Source organism: Mesorhizobium sp. BAC0120, assembly GCF_033542235.1.
Lineage (GTDB): Bacteria > Pseudomonadota > Alphaproteobacteria > Rhizobiales > Rhizobiaceae > JAWRCU01.
This window is the reverse complement of the sequence record NZ_JAWRCU010000003.1, coordinates 109,518-128,731: the sequence shown is the minus strand read 5'-3', so window position 1 is coordinate 128,731 and position 19,214 is coordinate 109,518. Positions and strand designations below refer to the sequence as shown.

At 61.0% G+C, this 19,214-nt stretch carries 17 protein-coding genes; 10 read left to right on the top strand and 7 right to left on the bottom strand.

Annotation, left to right across the window (positions count from 1 at the left end):
- Positions 1–14 precede the first annotated feature (14 nt).
- The 3 genes from SAZ10_RS07460 to SAZ10_RS07450 form a co-directional block, all read right to left on the bottom strand.
- Positions 15–1,376: a mandelate racemase/muconate lactonizing enzyme family protein gene (locus SAZ10_RS07460; protein ID WP_318608582.1), complete on the bottom strand. Its 1,362-nt coding sequence runs from the start codon at positions 1,374–1,376 to the stop codon at positions 15–17.
- A gap of 94 nt (positions 1,377–1,470) precedes the next feature.
- Positions 1,471–2,637 carry a mandelate racemase/muconate lactonizing enzyme family protein gene (locus SAZ10_RS07455; protein ID WP_318608581.1) on the bottom strand — a complete coding sequence of 389 codons (1,167 nt, stop codon included), beginning with the start codon at positions 2,635–2,637 and terminating at the stop codon, positions 1,471–1,473.
- Positions 2,638–2,694: 57 nt separating this feature from the next.
- The gene (locus SAZ10_RS07450) at positions 2,695–3,405 is read right to left on the bottom strand and encodes a GntR family transcriptional regulator (protein ID WP_318608580.1); all 711 of its coding nucleotides are present in this window, start codon (positions 3,403–3,405) and stop codon (positions 2,695–2,697) included.
- A 222-nt stretch (positions 3,406–3,627) separates the two neighbouring features.
- Between SAZ10_RS07450 and SAZ10_RS07445 the strand changes: the two genes are divergently transcribed.
- From SAZ10_RS07445 to SAZ10_RS07410, 8 genes are all read left to right on the top strand, one after another.
- Positions 3,628–5,106, top strand: coding sequence for a sugar ABC transporter substrate-binding protein (locus SAZ10_RS07445; RefSeq protein ID WP_318608579.1), 1,479 nt, complete (start codon positions 3,628–3,630; stop codon positions 5,104–5,106).
- A gap of 78 nt (positions 5,107–5,184) precedes the next feature.
- Entirely contained in the window at positions 5,185–6,144 is a 960-nt protein-coding gene (locus SAZ10_RS07440) for a sugar ABC transporter permease (protein ID WP_318608578.1), read from the top strand.
- Positions 6,141–7,031, top strand: a complete 891-nt coding sequence (locus SAZ10_RS07435; RefSeq protein ID WP_318608577.1) for a carbohydrate ABC transporter permease — start codon at positions 6,141–6,143, stop codon at positions 7,029–7,031. Before SAZ10_RS07440 ends, SAZ10_RS07435 begins: the two co-directional genes overlap by 4 nt.
- 10 nt (positions 7,032–7,041) lie before the next feature.
- Entirely contained in the window at positions 7,042–8,139 is a 1,098-nt protein-coding gene (locus tag SAZ10_RS07430) for an ABC transporter ATP-binding protein (protein WP_318608576.1), read from the top strand.
- Positions 8,140–8,440: 301 nt separating this feature from the next.
- Complete coding sequence (locus tag SAZ10_RS07425) at positions 8,441–9,595, top strand: mandelate racemase/muconate lactonizing enzyme family protein (RefSeq protein WP_318608575.1); 1,155 nt, start codon at positions 8,441–8,443, stop codon at positions 9,593–9,595.
- A gap of 28 nt (positions 9,596–9,623) precedes the next feature.
- A complete protein-coding gene (locus SAZ10_RS07420; protein ID WP_318608574.1) occupies positions 9,624–10,373 on the top strand; it encodes a ribonuclease activity regulator RraA in 750 nt (249 codons plus the stop codon).
- Positions 10,374–10,472: 99 nt separating this feature from the next.
- Positions 10,473–10,901 (top strand): hypothetical protein, encoded by a 429-nt coding sequence (locus SAZ10_RS07415; protein ID WP_318608573.1) that lies wholly within the window; start codon positions 10,473–10,475, stop codon positions 10,899–10,901.
- A gap of 201 nt (positions 10,902–11,102) precedes the next feature.
- Entirely contained in the window at positions 11,103–12,539 is a 1,437-nt protein-coding gene (locus SAZ10_RS07410; RefSeq protein ID WP_318608572.1) for a LamG-like jellyroll fold domain-containing protein, read from the top strand.
- 210 nt (positions 12,540–12,749) lie between these two features.
- Here the strand turns inward: SAZ10_RS07410 and SAZ10_RS07405 are convergent, their stop codons facing one another.
- The 4 genes from SAZ10_RS07405 to SAZ10_RS07390 all read right to left on the bottom strand — a co-directional run bounded on the left by SAZ10_RS07405 (position 12,750) and on the right by SAZ10_RS07390 (position 17,028).
- Positions 12,750–13,475, bottom strand: coding sequence for a hypothetical protein (locus SAZ10_RS07405; RefSeq protein WP_318608571.1), 726 nt, complete (start codon positions 13,473–13,475; stop codon positions 12,750–12,752).
- Between the two features lie 789 nt (positions 13,476–14,264).
- A complete protein-coding gene (locus tag SAZ10_RS07400) occupies positions 14,265–14,924 on the bottom strand; it encodes a PIG-L deacetylase family protein (protein WP_318608570.1) in 660 nt (219 codons plus the stop codon).
- Positions 14,921–15,736 (bottom strand): glucose-1-phosphate cytidylyltransferase, encoded by an 816-nt coding sequence (locus tag SAZ10_RS07395; protein WP_318608569.1) that lies wholly within the window; start codon positions 15,734–15,736, stop codon positions 14,921–14,923. Before SAZ10_RS07395 ends, SAZ10_RS07400 begins: the two co-directional genes overlap by 4 nt.
- A complete protein-coding gene (locus SAZ10_RS07390) occupies positions 15,733–17,028 on the bottom strand; it encodes a class I SAM-dependent methyltransferase (protein ID WP_318608568.1) in 1,296 nt (431 codons plus the stop codon). Before SAZ10_RS07390 ends, SAZ10_RS07395 begins: the two co-directional genes overlap by 4 nt.
- A gap of 402 nt (positions 17,029–17,430) precedes the next feature.
- Here SAZ10_RS07390 and rfbC point away from each other — a divergent pair, with 402 nt between their 5' ends.
- Both rfbC and SAZ10_RS07380 read left to right on the top strand, forming a co-directional pair.
- Entirely contained in the window at positions 17,431–17,976 is a 546-nt protein-coding gene (rfbC, locus tag SAZ10_RS07385) for a dTDP-4-dehydrorhamnose 3,5-epimerase (protein WP_318608567.1), read from the top strand.
- A gap of 60 nt (positions 17,977–18,036) precedes the next feature.
- On the top strand, positions 18,037–19,008 hold the full coding sequence (locus tag SAZ10_RS07380; protein WP_318608566.1) for an NAD(P)-dependent oxidoreductase: 972 nt from the start codon (positions 18,037–18,039) through the stop codon (positions 19,006–19,008).
- The last annotated feature ends 206 nt before the right edge of the window (positions 19,009–19,214 follow it).

Below are 19,214 nucleotides of genomic sequence, written 5' to 3'. Positions count from 1 at the left end.
AGGTCGCAAGCCCATCAGCTCCATGTGCGGTCCCACGACCACTCGTCGTCCCAGCGGTCGGTCGGCTGCCAGATGCCACTGACGCCCGGCTGAAGGTGCTGCAGCAGCAGTTCGTCGTTGAGGTCGTCGATACCGAGGCCAGGCTTGTCCGTCACCGTGATGAAGCCGTCCTTGACGATCGGCTTGGGCAGGCCGATGGCGATGTCATCCCACCACGGCACGTCGACCGAGTGGTATTCGAGCGCCATGAAGTTCTCGGTGGCGACCGCCACATGCGCGGCGGCTATTGCCGCTATCGGACTTTCGGCCATGTGAATGGCCATGGCGACGCCGTGGTCCTGCGCCGCATCGCCAATCTTCTTCGTCTCAAGGATACCGCCCGAGGTCAGCAGGTCGGGATGGATGACCGAGATGCCCGATTTGAGCAGCGGCTCGAATCCTTCCTTGAGATAGATGTCTTCGCCCGTGCAGATCGGAACCGACGTCGCCTCCTGCAGCTGCCGGTACTGCTCGGTGTACTGCCAGGGGATAACGTCCTCGAGCCAGGCCGGGACGTATTTTTCGATCCGCTTGGCGAGACGGATGCCGTTCTGCAGCGAGATGTGGCCGACATGGTCGATCGCGAGCGGGATCTCGTAGCCGATGACTTCGCGGACTTCGTGGATGTATTGCTCGAGCAGGTCGATACCCTTTTCGGTAAAGTGCAGGCCGCTGAAGGGATGGCGCACGTTCTGCAGGTCATAGGCGGCATTGCGCAGCCGACGCTCTTCCAGCGTTCGCGCCGGGAGCCGGCCGGCATGCGTGCGGTAGCCTTCGAGCGTACCGGCGGGAGCCACGACCGTGCCCGGGATGTCGGCGATCTGCATCAGGCCCAGGTCCATCTTGAGGAAGGTGAACCCCAGGTTCATGCGCTCCTTGAGGCGCTTGCCGGTCTCGGTGCCGCTCGGCTTTTCCGCGTCGGTGTCGCAATAGATGCGCACATGATCGCGGAACTTGCCACCCAGCATCTGGTAGATCGGCACGCCGTAAGCTTTGCCGGCGAGGTCCCACAGCGCGATCTCAATTGCCGAGACACCGCCGCCCTGCCGCCCGTGGCCGCCGAACTGCTTGATGCGGCGGAACAACCGGTCGATATCACAGGGGTTCTCGCCAAGCAGTCGGCTCTTGAGCATCAGCGCGTAGGTGGCGCTAGCGCCGTCGCGCACCTCTCCCAGGCCGACGATGCCCTGGTTGGTGTAAATCTTGAGGAGTGCCGAGGTGAACGGCGCGCCTGTGATCTCGGCGACGCGCATATCGGTGATGCGCAATTCGCTCGGGCCCGACGCGATACGCACATTGTTCTCGATCGCCTCTCCGGGCGTGCTGCGGCTCGTCATCTTTCCTCCTCGATTTTTCAGGATTGGCTGCTTGACTGGCCCTTCAGCCTGGCAATGGCCCGCGCTCCGCCCGTTAAGTCGGCACGGAGCGTTGCTAGCCCAACTCGATCTCGTGGGCCTGCAGGTAGTCGCGGTTCACCTCAATGCCGAGACCAGGCCTCGACGTCAGCTTGAGGCTGCCATTCGAATTGTCGAGCGGTCTGTCGATAAGGTGGTTGTACTTGCCGAGGTTCCATTCCGACGTTTCGAGCCTGTAGAAGTTGGGAACGGTCATCATCACCTGCGCTCCGGCAACCACGTTGATCGGTCCCGCGGCGTCATGTGGCGAGACCGGGACGTAGTAGGCCTCGCACAGGGCCGAAATCTTCTTGAGCTCGGTTATGCCGCCGGTCCAGGTGACGTCCGGCATGATGTAGTCGGCGAGCTTGTTCTCGAGCACCGGCACGAAATCCCACTTCGTGTGGCCGCGCTCGCCCCACGAGATGGCGGCACTGACCTTCTCACGCACCTGCTTAAGGGCGTTGAGGCTCTCGGGCGGGCAGGGCTCCTCGAACCAGTCGATCTGGCCGGCTTCCTCAAGGCTTCGACAGAGGCGGATGGCGGTGGGGACGTCGAAGCGGCCATGCGCGTCGATGAGAATCTCGACATCGGGCCCCGCCGTTTCGCGGATCAGAGCCGTGAGTTCAGCGGCTTCGCGCTCGTCCTTGCGGGTCATGCTGCCATCAAGGTAGCCATCGCGCTGTTCGCGGGGCAGGCCATCGGTACTGCGGCCCTGATAGGGAAAAGGATCGAACTTGAGCGCGGTGTGTCCGGACTCGACGATGTCCCGAATCTCGCGGACCACAGCCTCCTTGCTGGTGAATCTGGCCTGGTTGGGATGGGTGTAGAGCGCGATTTCATCGCGTACCGGTCCGCCCAGCAGTTCGTAAATCGGCTTACCGAGGACTTTGCCCCGGATGTCCCAGAGGGCTATGTCGATGGCGCTCACGCATTCCACGGCAGCGCCGCGGCTGCCCATGTAGGTGAAGCTGCGGAAAATCTTGTGCCAGAGGTGCTCGATGCGGGCCGGATCCTCGCCTTTCACGGCGACGCCGATCTGCCGCAGGATCGTGCAGAGAGCGCGGTTGGCGAGCCTCGTGGTGGTGGTGATCTCGCCCCAGCCACTCACCCCCTCGTCGGTCATCACCTCGACGAACAGGAACTCCCCCCAATAAGAAGCATCGGACTTGATCAGCCACGGCCGAATACTCGTGATTTTCATCCCAATTCCCCTTTTCTGAAATGGTCAGGCTGACGAGTTCTGGACTGACCTGTCGTTCTATCCGGCGCGAGCAGCGTTGCGCGCACGCATGTGTTCGAGAATATGCCGGCCGGAACCCTCGACATGGCGGGCAATGAGTTCGGCCGCTTCGTCGGCTTTTCCCGCTTTCACGTGCGCGATGAGTTCGCGGTGCTCGCGCATGATCGCGGCGCGCCGTGCCAGCGTGAAGTTGAAACGCCGGCTCACCGCTCGCAGCACTTCGCGATGCTTCCACCAAAGCTCGGCGGCATGGCGGTTGTAGTGCCGCTGATACATCACCGTGTGGAAGGCTGTATCTAGCTCACTGTGCAGGAGTGTGTCGGCGAAGTTGTTCTCTTCAATCAGCCCTTGGATGCGTTCCAGTTCGGCGATGTCCTCCGCGGTCGCCATATTCACGAACCATCGCGTCAGGGCTGGCTCGATCAAAACGCCGATTTCGTAGATATCCCTGACGAAATCCTGATCTATGGGTCGGACGCGCGCTCCGCGGTTGGGGACAAAGGTGACAAAGCCCTCCCCACGCAACAGCTGCAGGGCCTCGCGCACGGGGTTGGTCGAAGTGCCGTGTTGCCGCGCGAGATCGGCGACGACAAGACGTTCGTTGGCGGCGAGCCGTCCCTCGATGATGTCTTCTCTGATCAATTCATAAAGCGAAGCACCCTCGCTGGATGCCCCGAGGGGATCGGTCCCCACGGGTGGCTTGGCTTTGAAAGCGCTTATTTCGGCCAATGACGACTCCTGCACGGTCAATACACGTTGTGACCGATATCACGCACGATTTCTACAAACAATGTACGATCTGGCAGCGTTGACAGACAATCTGTGATCTGAAAACCTATCAAGCGATCGAGGGGATACATTGAAATTGGCAGAAAGGCGCAGCCCCCGCGGTCGAACGAGCAAGGACCGCTTGCCCCGGCGCAGAGCGGCATGGGAACGTGGAGGATACCTATGACGAGGATTACGCTCGGCGGTGCCATTCTGCGTGGCACCGTTTCCATCGCTTTAATGGCATCGCTGATGTCTTCGTCGGCGCTGGGTGCGCCGCCGGTCGACCTGAACAAGTGGTCGCCGGAATATGTGCGCGCCATTGCGGGCACACAGGATTTTGACACGGCGGCTGATTGCGCCAAGGTCACCCCTCTCGACTACAAGGGGCGACTGACTTTCTGGTATCAGGGCGTGTTCGAGGGCGATCCCGACCTCTTGCGCCAGTACTACAAGGATTTCTTCGAGACCTTCCGCAAGACCTATCCGAACATCCAGCTCGAGGAACAAGCCCTCACTTATAACGACCTTCTCGACAAGTTCCGCACGGCGCTTCTGGGCAATGCCGGGCCGATGGCGGTCCGCCTGCAAATCCTGGGTGGGACAGAGTTCGCGTCAAAGGGCTATCTGCAGCCGCTCAAGCCCGAGGATGTTGGGTATGCGACCGAGGATTTCTGGCCCGGCGCCATGAAGGCCGTGACCTGGGAGGGGGTGACCTACGGCATTCCGACCAACAACGAGACGATGGCGTTCATCTGGAACGCCGACATCTTCAAGCGTGCGGGTCTCGATCCGGACAAGGCTCCGGCAACCTGGGACGACGTGGTCAAATATTCCAAGCAGATCCACGACAAGCTCGGCGTTGCCGGCTACGGCCTCGTGGCTCGCAAGAATGCCGGCAATACGCCTTATCGTTTCATGCCTCAGCTGTGGGCCTATGGCGGCGGCGTCTTCGACGAAGCCAGCGCGAGCCCGACCTACGGCGAGGTCGAGCTGAACAGCCCGCAGAGCAAGGCGGCGCTGCAACTCTCGTACGACATGTATGTTCGCGACAAGTCGGTTCCGGTTTCGGCACTCACCAACCAGCAGGCCGATAACCAGCCCCTGTTCCTCGCCGGCCAGCTCGGCATGATGATCTCGCATCCATCCGATTACAATGTCATGCTCGACCTGCAGAAGAAGGCGACGGGCTCCGACAAGGACAAGGCGCAGACCGTCATCGACAACATGCGCTACGGCCTCATACCGGCTGGTCCCGACGGCAAGCGCGCCGTCGTGTTCGGCGGCTCGAACATTCATATCCTTAAGCCCGAATATGTCGACGGCGGCAAGGTGGACGAACCGGCTGCAAAGGCTCTTATCTGTATGTGGGCGAGCCCTGAATGGTCGCTGAAAATGGCTTACGCCGGCTCGAATCCGGGCAACCTCAACGGCTTCAAGACCAAATGGATGAAGGAACGTCTGGACAACATCAAGTTCCTCGACGTCACGACCTCGATGCTGCCTTACGGCATCCCGTTCCCGGCGCTGCCGCAGTCCCCGGAGATCATGAACATCATCATCCCGGATATGCTGCAGAATGCCCTGACCGGAGCGATGACCGTCGACCAGGCAGCGGATGATGCTGCCCAGAAGGTAAAAGACCTCATGGGCGGACTCTAGTCCGAGCCCGGCATACGATCCTACCGGCTGCACGACCGGAGCAGCCGGCTCGTTCCGAAGACATAAGGGCATGCCACAATGACGATTGTGACCGGCGAGGCCGAGGCTCGCCGAAGATTACAGCCCGGTAGGTCCGGCGTGCTCCTGGACGTATGGGACCATCGCGCCGACTACGCGTATGTGCTGCCTGCGCTCGCCGTGATGCTCATCGTCATCGCCTATCCGATCTACTACACGATCGAGCTGTCGTTCTTCAAAACGCCGCCCGGCCTGCAGCTCCGCGACAAGATCTTCATCGGCTTCGACAACTACACGACCATCCTCACCAGCCCGGTGTTCTGGAAAGTCACCTGGAACACCCTGATCTGGACAGTGGGATCCACCTTCATCTCCTTTATCCTCGGATTCGCGACCGCGCTGGCGCTCCACCGCGAATTTGTCGGCCGTGGCGTCCTGCGCGCTATCCTGATCATTCCCTGGGTCATCAGCGCGGTCGCCGCCTCCTATATCTGGAAGTGGATCTACCATTCGGACTTCGGGATCATAGGCGCGGTGCTGGTGGGCCTCGGATTGGCCGACCGGCCGCCGAATCTCATCGACAGCGTCAGCACGGTTCTGCCCTCGCTGATCGTCGTCAATATCTGGCGCGAGTTTCCGTTTGCCATGATCATGATGATGGCCGGCCTGCAGACGGTCCCCGACCAGTTGCTGAGCGCCGCAAGAGTCGACGGGGCCAACGCATGGCAGCGCTTCTGGCACGTCACGTTCCCGCACTTGAGGAACGTCTCGACGGTGACGATCCTGCTGCTGGCGGTGGCCAACTTCAATTCCTTCATCATTCCCTGGATCATGACCGGCGGCGGGCCGTCGAACGCGTCGCATATATGGATCACGCACATTTACGAGCTCGCCTTCGGCCGACAGCTCTGGGGTGTGGCGGCGGCGTATTCCGTACTCCTTTTCCTCATCCTGATGACGCTGGGCTATTTCTACGTCCGTGCGCTGAGCGGCAACGAGCGGAAAGAGAGGGGCGCATGAGCACGATTGCCGAGACAGCCCTTCGAGCCCGGGCCGGTCGCCGAATGCGCATCGACGGGTGGCGGTGGGGCGGTCGAATCTTCCTCGTCTTCATGCTGCTTTACACGGCGGTCCCGATGATCTGGATGCTGATCACCTCGATCAAGTCCGGGTTCGCGGCGATGCAATTCCCGCCGCAATGGTGGCCGGAGGCGCCTACGCTTGCCAGCTACCAGAAGCTACTGGATCCGCAGAACAGCGTCGGCCAGGACTTCCTCCGTTTCTTCTGGAACAGCCTTCTAGTGTCGACCTTCACGACAATCCTTTCGGTGATCGTGGCTGTCCCCGCGGCCTACGCCTTTTCCCGCTTCAGCTTCCCCGGCCGGAACTTCCTCTTCTTCGCCGTGCTCCTGCGCAACATGTTCCCGGCGGTGATCTTTCTCGTGCCGCTCTTCATCCTGATGCGCGCGCTCGGGCTGGTGAACACGCATGGCTCGCTGATCCTCACCTATCTCACCTTCGGCCTGCCGCTGGCGATTTGGCTGCTCAAGGGCTTCTACGACAACATTCCGGTGCAGCTCGAGCAGGCGGCACGCATCGATGGGGCTACGCGGTTCCAGGCCTTCATCAGGATCGTGATGCCGCTCTCGACGCCGGGAATCCTCGCCACCGCGATCTATTCCTTCATCGGCGCGTGGAACGAGTACATCTACGCCTACACTTTCCTCACCAAGAACGAGCAGTTGACCCTGCCGGTCGGCATCCAGCGCTTCTTCTCGGAAAACACGACGGACTTTCCCGGCCTGATGGCGGCCAGCTTCATGATGAGCGTGCCGGTCGTGGTGCTATTCCTTGTCCTGCAACGGTTCTTCGTACGCGCACTCACAGAAGGCGCTGTCAAGCACTAGGGAGTTGCCGATGGCCCACGTGGTCCTCAAAGATCTCGTCAAGACCTATGGCAGCTTCAAAGCCGTAAATGACGTCTCGCTGACGGTCAATGATGGCGAGTTCGTTGCGCTCGTCGGCCCTTCAGGCTGCGGCAAGACAACCACGCTCAATCTCGTCGCGGGGCTGATCCCGATCACATCGGGCGACATCGTCATCGGCGACCAGGTGGTAAACGACCTCGATCCCAAGGATCGGGACATCGCCATGGTCTTCCAGAACTACGCGCTCTATCCCAACAAGACGGTCTTCAACAATCTCGCCTTTCCTCTGCAGATGCGCAGGCAGCCCCGCGACGTGATCGACCGGAAGGTGCGTGAGGCGGCGAGGGTGCTCGACATCACGCACCTGCTCGACCGCAAGCCGCGAGAGCTGTCGGGCGGACAGCAGCAGCGCGTCGCCCTCGGCCGCGCCCTGGTACGCGACCCGGCGGTGTTCCTGATGGACGAGCCGCTGTCCAATCTGGACGCCAAGCTGCGCGTACAGATGCGCAGCGAGATCAAGCGCTTCCACCACAACCTCAACGCTACAGTGATTTACGTGACGCACGACCAGCTCGAGGCGGTCACCATGGCCGACAAGATGGCGGTCATGCATGGTGGCGTGCTGCAGCAATACGACACGCCGGCCAATGTCTTCGCGAATCCCGTGAACACCTTCGTCGCAAGCTTTGTCGGCAGCCCGGCGATGAGCCTGATGCCCGTCGATATCGTCGCCAAGGGCACCGATACGTTCCTCCGGGGCGCCGGCGGATGGGAAATGCCGCTCTCTCCGATCAACGCGCGCAAGGTCGGCAATGCCAGCAACGGCAAGGCCGTGCTCGGCGCGCGACATTCGACGCTCAAGCTCCATAGATCCGAGCAGCCCGGCGCCGTGCCCGGCAAGGTCTATAGCGTCGAGCCGACGGGCGACATCACCTTCGTCCAGGTTTCTGTCGACAGTGAAACGGTGAATGTAAGCCTCGAGCCGAGCAAGGTGATCAAGCCCGACGAGAGCGTGTGGATAGAGTTCGACCAGGACAGGATGCATCTGTTCGACGGCGCGACGACGATGGCGCTGAAGGCGGCGTAGTGATGCGGGCTTGTCCTGTCCCGATAACACGGGCTGCAGCGTCGACATTCCCATTCGTCCAACGTTTGCGCCGCCCCTCATCCGCCTGCCGGCACCTTCTCCCCGTAAACGGGGAGAAGACGGCTGCGCGCCGGTTTTCGCCAGCCTTCATCGTTGCCGATTTGCGAAACCCTAACTGCCGGCATCTCTCTCCCCGTTTACGGGGAGAGATGTCCGGCAGGACAGTGAGGGGCAGCGCTTGCGACCGAGAATATGCGGCTACATCGTGCGTCGCTGATAACCTAATTCCGCACGCCAGCCCATGAAAATTACCGCAATCACTCCCTATCCGACATGGGTCGGCATCAGGAATCAGCTCATCGTCAAGGTGGAGACCGATGAGGGTATCTACGGTTGGGGCGAGAGCGGTCTCTCCGGCCGCGAGAAAGCGGTGATGGGCGCTATCGAGCACTATCGCGAGTTCCTGGTCGGCCGCGATCCATTTGCCATCGGCGCGCTCTGGCAGGAAATGTATCGCAGCCAGTATTTCGAAGGCGGGCGCGTGCTCACGGCGGCGATCTCGGCGATCGACATCGCCCTGCACGACATCAAGGGCAAGGCGCTCGGCGTGCCGGTCTACCAGCTGCTCGGCGGCAGGCAGCGCGACCATATCCCTACCTTCGCAACGACCAGGGGACCGTGCGGACCCGAGACGGTCGAGCAGGCGAAGGAACTCGTGGCTATGGGGTGGCGCGCGATCCGCCTGTTTCCGGCCGATCACGACAACCGCGGCATTTACGAGCCGCGCCAGAGCATCGCCGAGACCGCGAAGTGGTGTGTCAAGGCGCGCGAGGAACTGGGCGATGCGGTCGTGCTCGGGGTCGACTACCATCACCGCCTCACGATCGCGGAGGCGGCCAGCTATTGCCAGAAGATGCCGTCGGGCACGCTCGATTTCCTCGAGGAGCCGATCCGCGACGAAACCCCGGAAGCCTATGAGGCGCTGCGCAGGCTGACCGACGTGCCCTTCGCCATCGGCGAGGAATTCTCCAGCAAGTGGCAGTTCCTGCCCTACATCGAGCGCGACATTCACCAGTTCAACCGGATCGACGTCTGCAATGTCGGCGGGCTGACGGAGGCGATGAAGGTCGCCGGCTGGAGCGAGGCACACTACGTGGACGTGATGCCTCACAATCCGCTCGGGCCGATCTGCACGGCTGCGACGATCCACTTCGCGGCGGCAGTCCCCAATTTCGCCTGGCTCGAGACGCGCGCCTCGCCCGGCGAGCTCTACCACGGCTTCGACGATGCCGGGATCTTTCCCGTACAGCCGCGCCTCGACGGCGCCGTCTATGAGGTCGGCGACGCGCCTGGCCTCGGGGTGGAAGTCGATGAGACGGCGGTGAGGAAACAGAGCTTCAAGTTCTGGGAGGCCCCGCATCTCAGGCGCACCGACGGCTCGGTCACCAACTGGTAGGGCTGCGGCCCAAAGGAGAAACTCTTCCATGACTCACACGCCCGATATCAAACGACCGCCCAGGGAGATGATCGATGCGCTTAAGGACATCGGCGCGGCGACGATCGCCGGCACGCTCGGACACATGGGCATCAGGCAGCCGCACATGGTCGGGCCGGTAAGCTGGAACAGAGGCAAGTCGATCGTCGGTCCGGCGCTGACGCTGCAATTCATGCCAAAGCGTGAGGATCTCTACGGCGAGGACGAATACAGCGATCCCGAGAAGCAGCTCCACCGCCACGTGCTCTATCATGTCAGGGAAGGCGACGTGGTGGTCGTCGATGCGCGCGGCGATATGACCGCCGGCGTGTTCGGCGATATGATGTCGACCTATTTCAAAGGGCGTGGCGGCGCCGGCATCGTCATCGACGGCTGCCTGCGCGACTACCCCAACCTCAAGAAGCTCGATCTGCCACTTTGGGTGCGCGGGTGGACGCCGGCCTTCCACACGCAGACCGGCCTGATGCCCTTCGCAGTCAATGTGCCGATAGCCTGCGGCGGTGTCACCGTGATGCCGGGCGACATCATCGTGGCCGACGATGACGGCGCCGTCGTTGTTCCCGTTGCGCTGGCACCACAGGTCATTGAAACAGCCAAGGTACATCACGAATGGGAGGACTTCTCCCGTATGAAGCTGATGCAGGGCGCGCCGCTGCAGCGCTACTATCCGCTGCATGAGGATGCTCGCGAGGAGTATGAAGAGTGGCGCAGAACGAGCCGGCTCGAAAGCTCAAGTTAGCATTCGCGGAGGTCGAAGCCGAACTCTTAGACTTGGCAGATGCAGGAATATCTGCCGGATCGTGCCAAACCTGTAGCCGGCTGCTAGTATGGCGGCGCCATGGAGCTCTATCACCGCACCTACGCGACCGAAGCCATCATCAAGCATGGCTTTCGCGACGACGAGCGTGATTACCTGCCATTGCATGTGCGCCACGGTGTCTGGGTTTCGGACCAGCCGCTCGATGAGGAGGCCGGCGCGCTCGGCGACGTAGTGCTGGTTATCTCCGGCGTGCCGGAAGCGGATGTCGTCGAGTTCGAGTGGACTTTCCCCGGCCGATCTCAGACGGTCCGGGAGTTCCTTGTGCCCGCCGCCGTGCTCAACCGCTTCCCCATCGTCGGCATCTACCCGGACTCCTGGCTGTGGGTTTCCGGCCATTTCGAACATGTGGGCCAGCTCATCGACATGAGGCCGGTCCTGGCCAGGCATGAAGAGGAAGAGGGGCAGCCGCAGCTTTCTGAAGGCAGCGGGCCTTCGGCCACCAGCTGAAGGCTGATATCCTGCAGCCCCGCCCATTCGTGGTAAGCCGAAAGGCGGCGTTCAAGCCAAGGCGAACGACATTAGACTGCCGAGCCAATCCAGCCGCGGGTTGCCGGCTGGTCACTACGCGCGCTTCCGGCGGGCAGATGGCATGCTCGCGTCAACAGGGAGATATATGCGCACCGTCACCGCGTAATCCGTGTTTTTGTCATGAGAGAGTCCGGTCGCAAGCGTCGAGTCTCACTGACGCGTCCCGCGGTTCTGCTAATTCTGGCGGCCACTGCTGTCCCCGTGGAGATGCGGCCACCAGGTTACGCAACGCTGGATTTCACGCTCTATCCTGCAGACTTCGTCGAAAACCTAGCGGGATATGCACCTCTGGGACTGGTTCTTGCGGCGTCAGGCCCGCTGCGAGCCGTAGTCGCTGCAGCCCTGATCTCCGCGATCGCGGAAGTCAGCCAGTTCGTGATGATGCACCGAGACCCCTCGGTAATAGATATCCTCGCCAACACCATAGGCGCAGCATTCGGGGCCGGCATCAGCACCCGCTTCAAGGTCGGGCCGTTAGAACTCAGTTTGAACCGGTGGACCGGATTAGCAGCGGCGTTCGCAGCGTGCGCCATCGTTCTATGGGCCTTCATTCCTTCGGTGGCTCCCGTAAATCCTCGAGGATTCACATCGCCGGGTATGCTCGAGGCGCATTGGAAACTCGACGAGCCGGGCGGGCCCACCGCAGAGGATTCCTCCGGGCACTACCTGAACGGGCGCTTTCAGAACCTACCCAAACGCGTTCCGGGAGTCCTCAATGGGGCCGTCGCATTCGATGGCGTAACCGATTCCATCGACTTCGAACCGTCCACCGCTCTACGGATCGCCGGCAGCATGACCATCACAGCATGGATCAATTCGTCCGTGTTTCCAAAGGATGACGCAGCCGTGGTGTCGCAGTTAAGCGGGAGCGCCGGATATCAACTCGACACGACGGTAGACGAAGGACCGCGCACGATTGGGTTCAAGTTGACCAACGCATATGGGCAACTGATGGCTCGGTACGGAGCTACTCCTCTAGGCTTGAAGACATGGCATCACATCGCGGGCGTATACGACGCTCCGGCGCAGACTTTGGACGTTTACCTGGATGGCGAACTGGACAACGGCTTTCTTGTTGGTCCGGTAACGTCACGGCAGCGCAGCTCGCGCGCGGGCGTCTCCATCGGGAGGCGTAGGGACATGGAAAGTTTCGAGTTTGCCGGTGCCATCGACGATGTGCGTATCTACTCCCTGGCGCTGACCAAAGCGCAGATAAGAAGGGTGATGCATGGCGACAGTGTCGATGATTTGACGCAGCGCGATACACACCCGCAAATGGCCGAGCGCATCCGCATGTCCGATGACGAGGACACGCGAGTGCCACTGTCGGCGGTTGCCCTGGGAATGCTGACGGCAATCGCCATTCTTGGCCTCCGGCCCTCGTCCGGTCGAGCGGTTTGCCTGCTTGCCAGCCTTCTTGCGGCGTTGCTGTTTCTGTTTCCTGTGTCCGGCTATCTGCCCTTGTTCAATCTGTGGCTAATACCACTGTTGTGTCTCGCCGGAAGCGCGTCCGTGGCGCTGGCACCGCAGAGCCGCTTAGCGGATAGCGGCTTCTGACGGGCCAGCCGAGATTTTCGCTGCGCTCGAGTGCCGTGCGAAACCAAACCATGCATTCCATGCAGCGCAAGGTGAGAGTTGCGGCCGGAGCGATCTGGCTTGGCTTCGCAAACGGTTCGTTTGCTACTGGCGACCGCTCCGCCGGAGTCGATTCACCCCTTACCGGCGCTCGACGGTCTTGTTCAAGAAGCTGTCCGTCGGGTCACCTGATCATGCTGCCCGTGTGAGGACGAACCCGATTTCGTCGGCGGCAAGTTGGGCGCCACGCCGTACCGTATCTGCCGCCTTGAGTCCGCCGACGAATCTGCGGAACACCGGGGCCTCCCCGAGAGTCTCCAGGGCGAGGCCCAGCTGGCCGCGCGCCGGTTTTCTCTGAGGCCATAGCTGCATCCCAAAATAGCGGGCGGCCAAGCGATCGATCTCGCCGCTAAATTGCACCAATAGCGCGCGACGGGCATTTTCTGAGACAGCCGCCAAGCCGTTGACGTCCATGGCTGGCTTCTCCGAGGGGCGCAACGCAACGACGACCGCGTCCCAGTCGTCGCGGGTCAGCAGCAACGGATGAGGAAAGGTTTGCACCTTGGCGCCGCGGTTAGTGAGCGCACGCTCGATGAACGGGCCGCAGGGTGTATCGCACAAGACGGCGACCCTGGCACCCGTAGGATCCAAGCCGGCGTTGCTGATCAGTCGGCAGCATAGTTGCGCCAGGTCTGGGAGCTGCTCGATGGCCGGATGGCGCAGGTTGGGCACCGCGACTTTGATACCGACTTCGTCGCAAGCATCAAAATCGACGAGACCCGGCCGGACTTCCCAAGGTTCGGCCATGAGCGCCACTACGGCTGTGGAAGGGAGCAGCTCGACAATGGATCGCGAGATCGGCCCGAGTTCGGGACTGCACACGAGAATGTCGACATCGCGCCAGGCGAGTGGATCCATGCGTCTCACTATGTGGATGTGGCCGGCCACATTTGCGAGCTCTTCCCTCGGAAATTCGTATTGCCGGGCCTCGTTCGCGCGCGGTCGTCCCCTCGGTTCTCGCGCAACGGCGATAACCTGCTTTGCTCCAGCCAAAGCCGCCGCTGCGACAGCGATTTCCTCGGCGGCACTTGCGACTACGACCAACCCCGTGAGATCGAGCCCCATAGTTGAGACGAACCGGCGAAGAATATCCAGCGCCTGCGAGTGACCGGCTTCCGAATGGTGGAGCCGTCCTTGATCAGTCGCTCCGCCGAGCGGGGCGGATGATTCTCTCCCCAGATTTTGTGTGCCATGGTCCCCCCCCGCCACTGCAAGTGGCGTGTGCATGCCCTGAAATCCTTCGACTTGCGTGTTGGCCATCTAAGATCTGCTGCGGCCTGACTGTCCACGGGTCGTATGCCGACGCCGTCGACGGGTTCTCCCTTCTTTTGCAAGTACCCTCTTTTGCTCGGATTGCCATCATAGCAATCAGGTGGGCCTTCCCGCGCGAACTCTACCTAATTCGGTCGAAAACGCAGACGCAGCATTGATGTGATCACTTGACCAGTCATTACTCGGACAGGCTCCTAGCACCGACTTAAGGCCGTGAGTCCAGGACAAAGGGTTCAGCACCATCGGGGAGCCTAGCTTCAACTGTCTCGACATAGTGTCAGTGGAATTGCCGTTGGATCCGACACTGGCGCTCACGCGATCGCCCGATGCAGCCGCCCTTCGAAGTGCACTCGCCGAGCTCAGCTGGCATGCATGTCAACCGTATGACAAAGTCGCCTTGTGAACCATGAAGGCCTCGGCGAACCCGTCCTTGGCACGACACTCCATCCCGCGAAGCCGCGCCAGGCCGCGAAAGGTCTCGGCGTCGAACCAGTCCTTTGATCGTTGGCTGCCGAAATGCTTGAGCAGCAACTCGAGCTTACGGCTCAGCAGTTGCTCCGTCAGCGGTGCGTAGAAATTGGGGCGGCCCAGATCGCCGTCCCATTTCGGGATTTCGTATTCCAGGATCAGATGATCGCGAAAGAGGTTCCAGGTGATCTGGTTCACCTCCCGATGATCCTGATGTGCATCGTCCCGACGGTGTGTGAAGACGACGTCAGGTCTGATGCCGGTGCTCAGCGCCGCCACCCATTCCTTTATTTCCCGTCCTCGAGCAGGGAAGAAGCTGTCGTCGAAGTCAGCGATCATGACGTTGGGGTTTCCTGCACCCTCCAGGAAGTCCTGCGCCGACGCGCAGGCTTCCTCGATGCGCCGACCTCGCGCGCTCAGCACACACCAGTGCACGTCGAGCTTCAATCCCGCGGCGATGAGGGACATGAGCGTACCGCCCGCGCCGATCTCGATGTCATCGGAATGGGCGCCGAGGCAAAGTACGCAGAGGCTTTCGCCGGGACGTCCGAGCGATAATGTCCTCATGAGATGGCGACTGCGAGCCCGCCCTTGGCGCTCCGTTCGCGCATCTGTCGGTTCCAGGGCATGTTGCCCTTCTCGACCATGTCCTCCAGAACCTGCCAGTCGCGCAGCGTGTCCATTGCGCGCCAGAAGCCTTCGTATTTGTAGGCCATCAGCTGGTCTTTCTCGATCAGCCGCCGAAACGGCTCGACGACGAGTTCCTCGCCCTCGCGCATGTAATCGAAAATCTCAGGCCGGAAGAGGAAATATCCGCCATTGATCCAGATATCAGAGGCGGTCGACGTGCGGAATTCGCGTACTCTCCCGTTTGCAGTTATATCCGCCAGATGGAAAGTGAGAGGCGGGTGTACCGCCAGGAAGCAGGCGATCTTTCCGCTCTCGCGGAAACGGCGGATCATGTCATCGAGATCGACGTCGCTTAGCCCGTCGCTGTAGTTCGCAAGGAACATGTCGTCGTCCTGGACGAAATGCCGCGTAGCCCACAGGCGTTCACCAATGTTGCGCCAAATGCCCGTGTCCATGAGGGTGACGCGCCAGTCCTTGTGGTTCTCGTTGAGAAGCTGAACGTTCCGCCCGTCACCGCTGATGACGCAATCTTCGAAGCTCTGGGGCCGGGAATTCAGGAAGAAGTCCTTGATGACGTTCGCCTTGTAGCCAAGGCACAGGATAAACTCGTCATGCCCATAGTCGCTGTAATATTGCATCACGTGTCGCAGGATGGGCTGGTGGCCGAGCGGGATCATCGGCTTTGGCACGCTCTCGGAATATTCGCGAATTCGGGTGCCAAGCCCGCCGCAGAAAAGGACGACTTTCATGACTTGTACTCCTCGGGATCGATAACGGCGACGAAGGGGATGGGCACGACGAACTTCGCCCCCCAGGCCGCGACGTGCCGCATCTGCCGGGTGATCTCGTCTTTCAGATTCCAGGGTAGGATCAGGATGTAATGCGGCTTGGCCTCGTCGATCGCTTCGATCGGCCTGATGGGGATGTGCATGCCGGGCGTGAAGCGCCCGTGTTTGTACGGATTGCGGTCAACGGTGAAATCGAGGAAATCGGTGCCGATCGCACAATAGTTGAGGAGCGTATTGCCCTTTCCCGGAGCACCGTAGCCGCAGATGCTCTTGCCCTCGTTCTTCACCGAGATCAGGAAGGCGAGCAGGTCGCGCTTGGCGCGACGCGCGCGCTCCGCAAAGGACGTATAGATCGTCATCTCCCTGAAGCCCCGCCTCTCCTCGCGGTCGAGCAGGTCTTTGACCGCCGTGCTCGGGCTGTGATCGCTCTCGGCATGGGCGAGATAGACCCTCAGCGATCCGCCATGGGTTGGCAGTTCCTCGACGTCGATGACCTTCAGGTCGTGCCGTGCGGCCATGATCTCGATCGTCGTCAGCGAGAAGTAGGAGAAGTGCTCGTGGTAGATCGTGTCGAACTGGTTTTCCGCGATCAGCCGCTCGAGATGAGGAAATTCCAGCGTAACGATCCCGTTCGGCTTCAGGAGCAGCTTCATGCCGGCCACGAAATCATTGAGATCGGGGACCTGCGCCAGCACATTGTTGCCCACGATGAGATCGGCCTGCTTGCCTTCCCCGGCGAGCGTCTTCGCCAGTGCTACCCCGAAGAAGTCGACCCGGGTCGGCACGCCCCTTTCGATCGCGACCTTGGCGACATTGGCCGCCGGCTCGATGCCGAGGACGGGCACGCCGAGCGGCAGGAAATGTTGAAGCAGATAGCCGTCATTGCTGGCGAGCTCGACGACAAGGCTGTCGGATCCGAGCCCGAGCCGCTGCGTCACCGCCTTGCAGTAGCGCTCGGCATGGGCGACCCAGCTGGTCGAGTAGGAGGAAAAATAAGCATATTCGGTGAAGATCTCTTGAGGGCTCACATATTCCGGAAGCTGCACGAGGAAGCACCCCTCGCAAACCATCACATGCAGCGGAAAATACGCTTCCATCCGGTCGAGCTGGTCGGCGGCGAGAATGCTCTCGCAGGGCGGCGACATGCCGAGATCGACGAAAGTGCGCCTGAGGGGCATACCGCAGAGCCGGCACGTGCGACCGTGCAGAGCCGCCATATGGTTGCGCTGCGCCTCGACTGAGTGAACATTCATGAATCCCACTCCGAATTGGATCCCAGTGTCGGCGAGGTCAGGCGTCGGCTGCGCTTGCCATTGGGGGAAGCAATAGAGGCCAGGACTGGGTTCTGCCGACTTGGCCATCCGATAGGCGAAATAGTCACATTGAGCGATTGTCGGCCAGCGCAACGGGCGATGGGGCCATTAAGGTCATCCGTGCGGGTAGGAAGAGGTAGGCCCGTCTACCCTTTTGGGGCAGGGCGGTCCGCCAAGTAATGAATGTTCAGCGGAGCCGGGCTGGCGCATCGTCGAACAGAGGCGCCGTTGTGTGAGCTTCGTTGTGGCAGCATGATCTTATCCGAAACATCTGCAACTTTGCTGCGCTGACCTTCGGTTCGTTATCATGCTCGAGATGTCGGGCGACCTGAGGCTGTTCGCATGCTCTTCCACGAAACCGGACTGCAGGGCGCCTGGCTTATCGAGGCCGAGCCTGCCTATGACGAGAGAGGCTTCTTCACGAGGACCTTCTGCGTCAGCCAATTCGCAGTGCAAGGGCTTGAGACCAGCTTTGTCCAGCACAGCATGTCGCATTCGACACACAAGCACACCTTGAGGGGGATGCATTTCCAGCGTACGCCCCATGAAGAGGTCAAGCTGGTCAGCTGCGTCGCCGGCGCCATCTTCGACGTCATCGTGGATGTGCGGCCCGAGTCGCCAACTTATCTGAAGTGGGCAAGCTTCCATCTGACGCCGGAAAGTCTTCACCAGCTCTACATTCCAAGAGGCTTTGCGCATGGCTTCCAGACGCTCGCCGACAACTCGATCGTGAATTACCTGATCTCCGAATTCTACACGCCTGGCGCGGCAAGCGGCCTTCGCTTCGACGATCCCGAGTTGGGGATCGAGTGGCCGGCCGACCCGACCGCCATGTCAGAAAAAGACCGCAATTGGCCGCTGCTCGCAACACCCGCTTATGCGAGCTGACCAAGCCTGTCATGTGACGGCGTGCTTGCCCGTCTCTAATCAAGAAAGAGCTGAATAGGAATGATTGAGGGTCCCCGAAACGATCACAAGTTTTGCGATCTCAAAATTCTCGTCACAGGGGCCAGCGGCTTCATAGGGTCACATCTTTGCAGCCGATTGTGCGACGAAGGTGCCGAGGTCCACGCGACCTCTCGGCTGGATCGCAAAAGTGAGCGCGCTGGACCGATTTGGTGGATGGCGGATATGGCTGATCTCTCAGTGGCCCGCCGTGTGCTCGCCGACGTGAAGCCCGACATCGTTTATCACCTGGCAGGATCGGTCGGCGCCGGCCCTGATCTCGGCTTGGTCGTGCCTGCCTACCACAGCCTGCTCACGAGCACCGTCAATCTGCTTGTCGCGGGAACGGAGATTGGTTGCCACCGCGTCATTCTGACCGGCTCCTGTACTGAGCCTTTGCCATATCGCACCCAATCATCGTCGCCATACGCCTTAGCGAAATGGGCCGCATCCGCCTATGGCCGCATGTTTCATAGTCTCTTTCAGGCACCTGTAGTCATTTTGCGGCCATTCATGGTCTACGGTCCGGCACAAGCGTCGAGCAAGCTCATACCGAGCGTGATACTGTCGCTCCTTGCTGGAATCTCACCAAAGATTTCTAGTGGGAAGCGCAGGGCAGACTGGATTTATGTGAGTGACGTGATCGACGCATTTGTTTCGGCAGCGACGGCGCCGGGTATCGAGGGGACAACGATTGACCTTGGTTCTGGCAGTCTCGTCACAATTCGCGGCATCGTCGAGCGACTGACCGCGATTGTTGGCAGCGATGCCAAGCCAATGTTCGGCGCAGTTCCTGACCGGCCGGATGAAAACGAGATCGTGGCTGACACTGCGTGCGCGTCCGCCACGCTAGGCTGGGTACAAAAGACCGCGCTCGAAAACGGTCTTCGACAGACCGTAGAATGGTACAAGGAAATAGTAAGGAGCCAAGAGGCACGCCAACTGAACGCAACGGGTTTCGACGCGGGTCGATGAAAGCGCATGCCGTGTTGTGGCAGTTCCGCACCTTCCCGGACCAGACCAGTGGAAGAGCGGCGACGCGTGCCTATGCTGCACGTGTCCGAGCGCTAGCCGCATGTCAGACTCCATGCAGCCTGCGTCGCGTCGCTCTTGTCGCAGGGCGGGTGTCGCGTCGGGCAGCGACGAGCGTATCGGCACATAGGGTCGAGCTGCCGACGCGA

What these genes read in the sequence shown, in the direction of transcription:
- SAZ10_RS07410 (WP_318608572.1), top strand. Translation starts at nt 11,103, where the DNA reads ATGAGAGAGTCCGGTCGCAAGCGTCGAGTCTCACTGACGCGTCCCGCG.
- SAZ10_RS07445 (WP_318608579.1), top strand. Translation starts at nt 3,628, where the DNA reads ATGACGAGGATTACGCTCGGCGGTGCCATTCTGCGTGGCACCGTTTCC.
- SAZ10_RS07395 (WP_318608569.1), bottom strand. Translation starts at nt 15,736, where the DNA reads ATGAAAGTCGTCCTTTTCTGCGGCGGGCTTGGCACCCGAATTCGCGAA.
- SAZ10_RS07460 (WP_318608582.1), bottom strand. Translation starts at nt 1,376, where the DNA reads ATGACGAGCCGCAGCACGCCCGGAGAGGCGATCGAGAACAATGTGCGT.
- SAZ10_RS07405 (WP_318608571.1), bottom strand. Translation starts at nt 13,475, where the DNA reads ATGGATCCACTCGCCTGGCGCGATGTCGACATTCTCGTGTGCAGTCCC.
- SAZ10_RS07415 (WP_318608573.1), top strand. Translation starts at nt 10,473, where the DNA reads ATGGAGCTCTATCACCGCACCTACGCGACCGAAGCCATCATCAAGCAT.
- SAZ10_RS07455 (WP_318608581.1), bottom strand. Translation starts at nt 2,637, where the DNA reads ATGAAAATCACGAGTATTCGGCCGTGGCTGATCAAGTCCGATGCTTCT.
- SAZ10_RS07400 (WP_318608570.1), bottom strand. Translation starts at nt 14,924, where the DNA reads ATGAGGACATTATCGCTCGGACGTCCCGGCGAAAGCCTCTGCGTACTT.
- SAZ10_RS07380 (WP_318608566.1), top strand. Translation starts at nt 18,037, where the DNA reads ATGATTGAGGGTCCCCGAAACGATCACAAGTTTTGCGATCTCAAAATT.
- SAZ10_RS07390 (WP_318608568.1), bottom strand. Translation starts at nt 17,028, where the DNA reads ATGAATGTTCACTCAGTCGAGGCGCAGCGCAACCATATGGCGGCTCTG.
- SAZ10_RS07430 (WP_318608576.1), top strand. Translation starts at nt 7,042, where the DNA reads ATGGCCCACGTGGTCCTCAAAGATCTCGTCAAGACCTATGGCAGCTTC.
- SAZ10_RS07435 (WP_318608577.1), top strand. Translation starts at nt 6,141, where the DNA reads ATGAGCACGATTGCCGAGACAGCCCTTCGAGCCCGGGCCGGTCGCCGA.
- rfbC (WP_318608567.1), top strand. Translation starts at nt 17,431, where the DNA reads ATGCTCTTCCACGAAACCGGACTGCAGGGCGCCTGGCTTATCGAGGCC.
- SAZ10_RS07420 (WP_318608574.1), top strand. Translation starts at nt 9,624, where the DNA reads ATGACTCACACGCCCGATATCAAACGACCGCCCAGGGAGATGATCGAT.
- SAZ10_RS07440 (WP_318608578.1), top strand. Translation starts at nt 5,185, where the DNA reads ATGACGATTGTGACCGGCGAGGCCGAGGCTCGCCGAAGATTACAGCCC.
- SAZ10_RS07425 (WP_318608575.1), top strand. Translation starts at nt 8,441, where the DNA reads ATGAAAATTACCGCAATCACTCCCTATCCGACATGGGTCGGCATCAGG.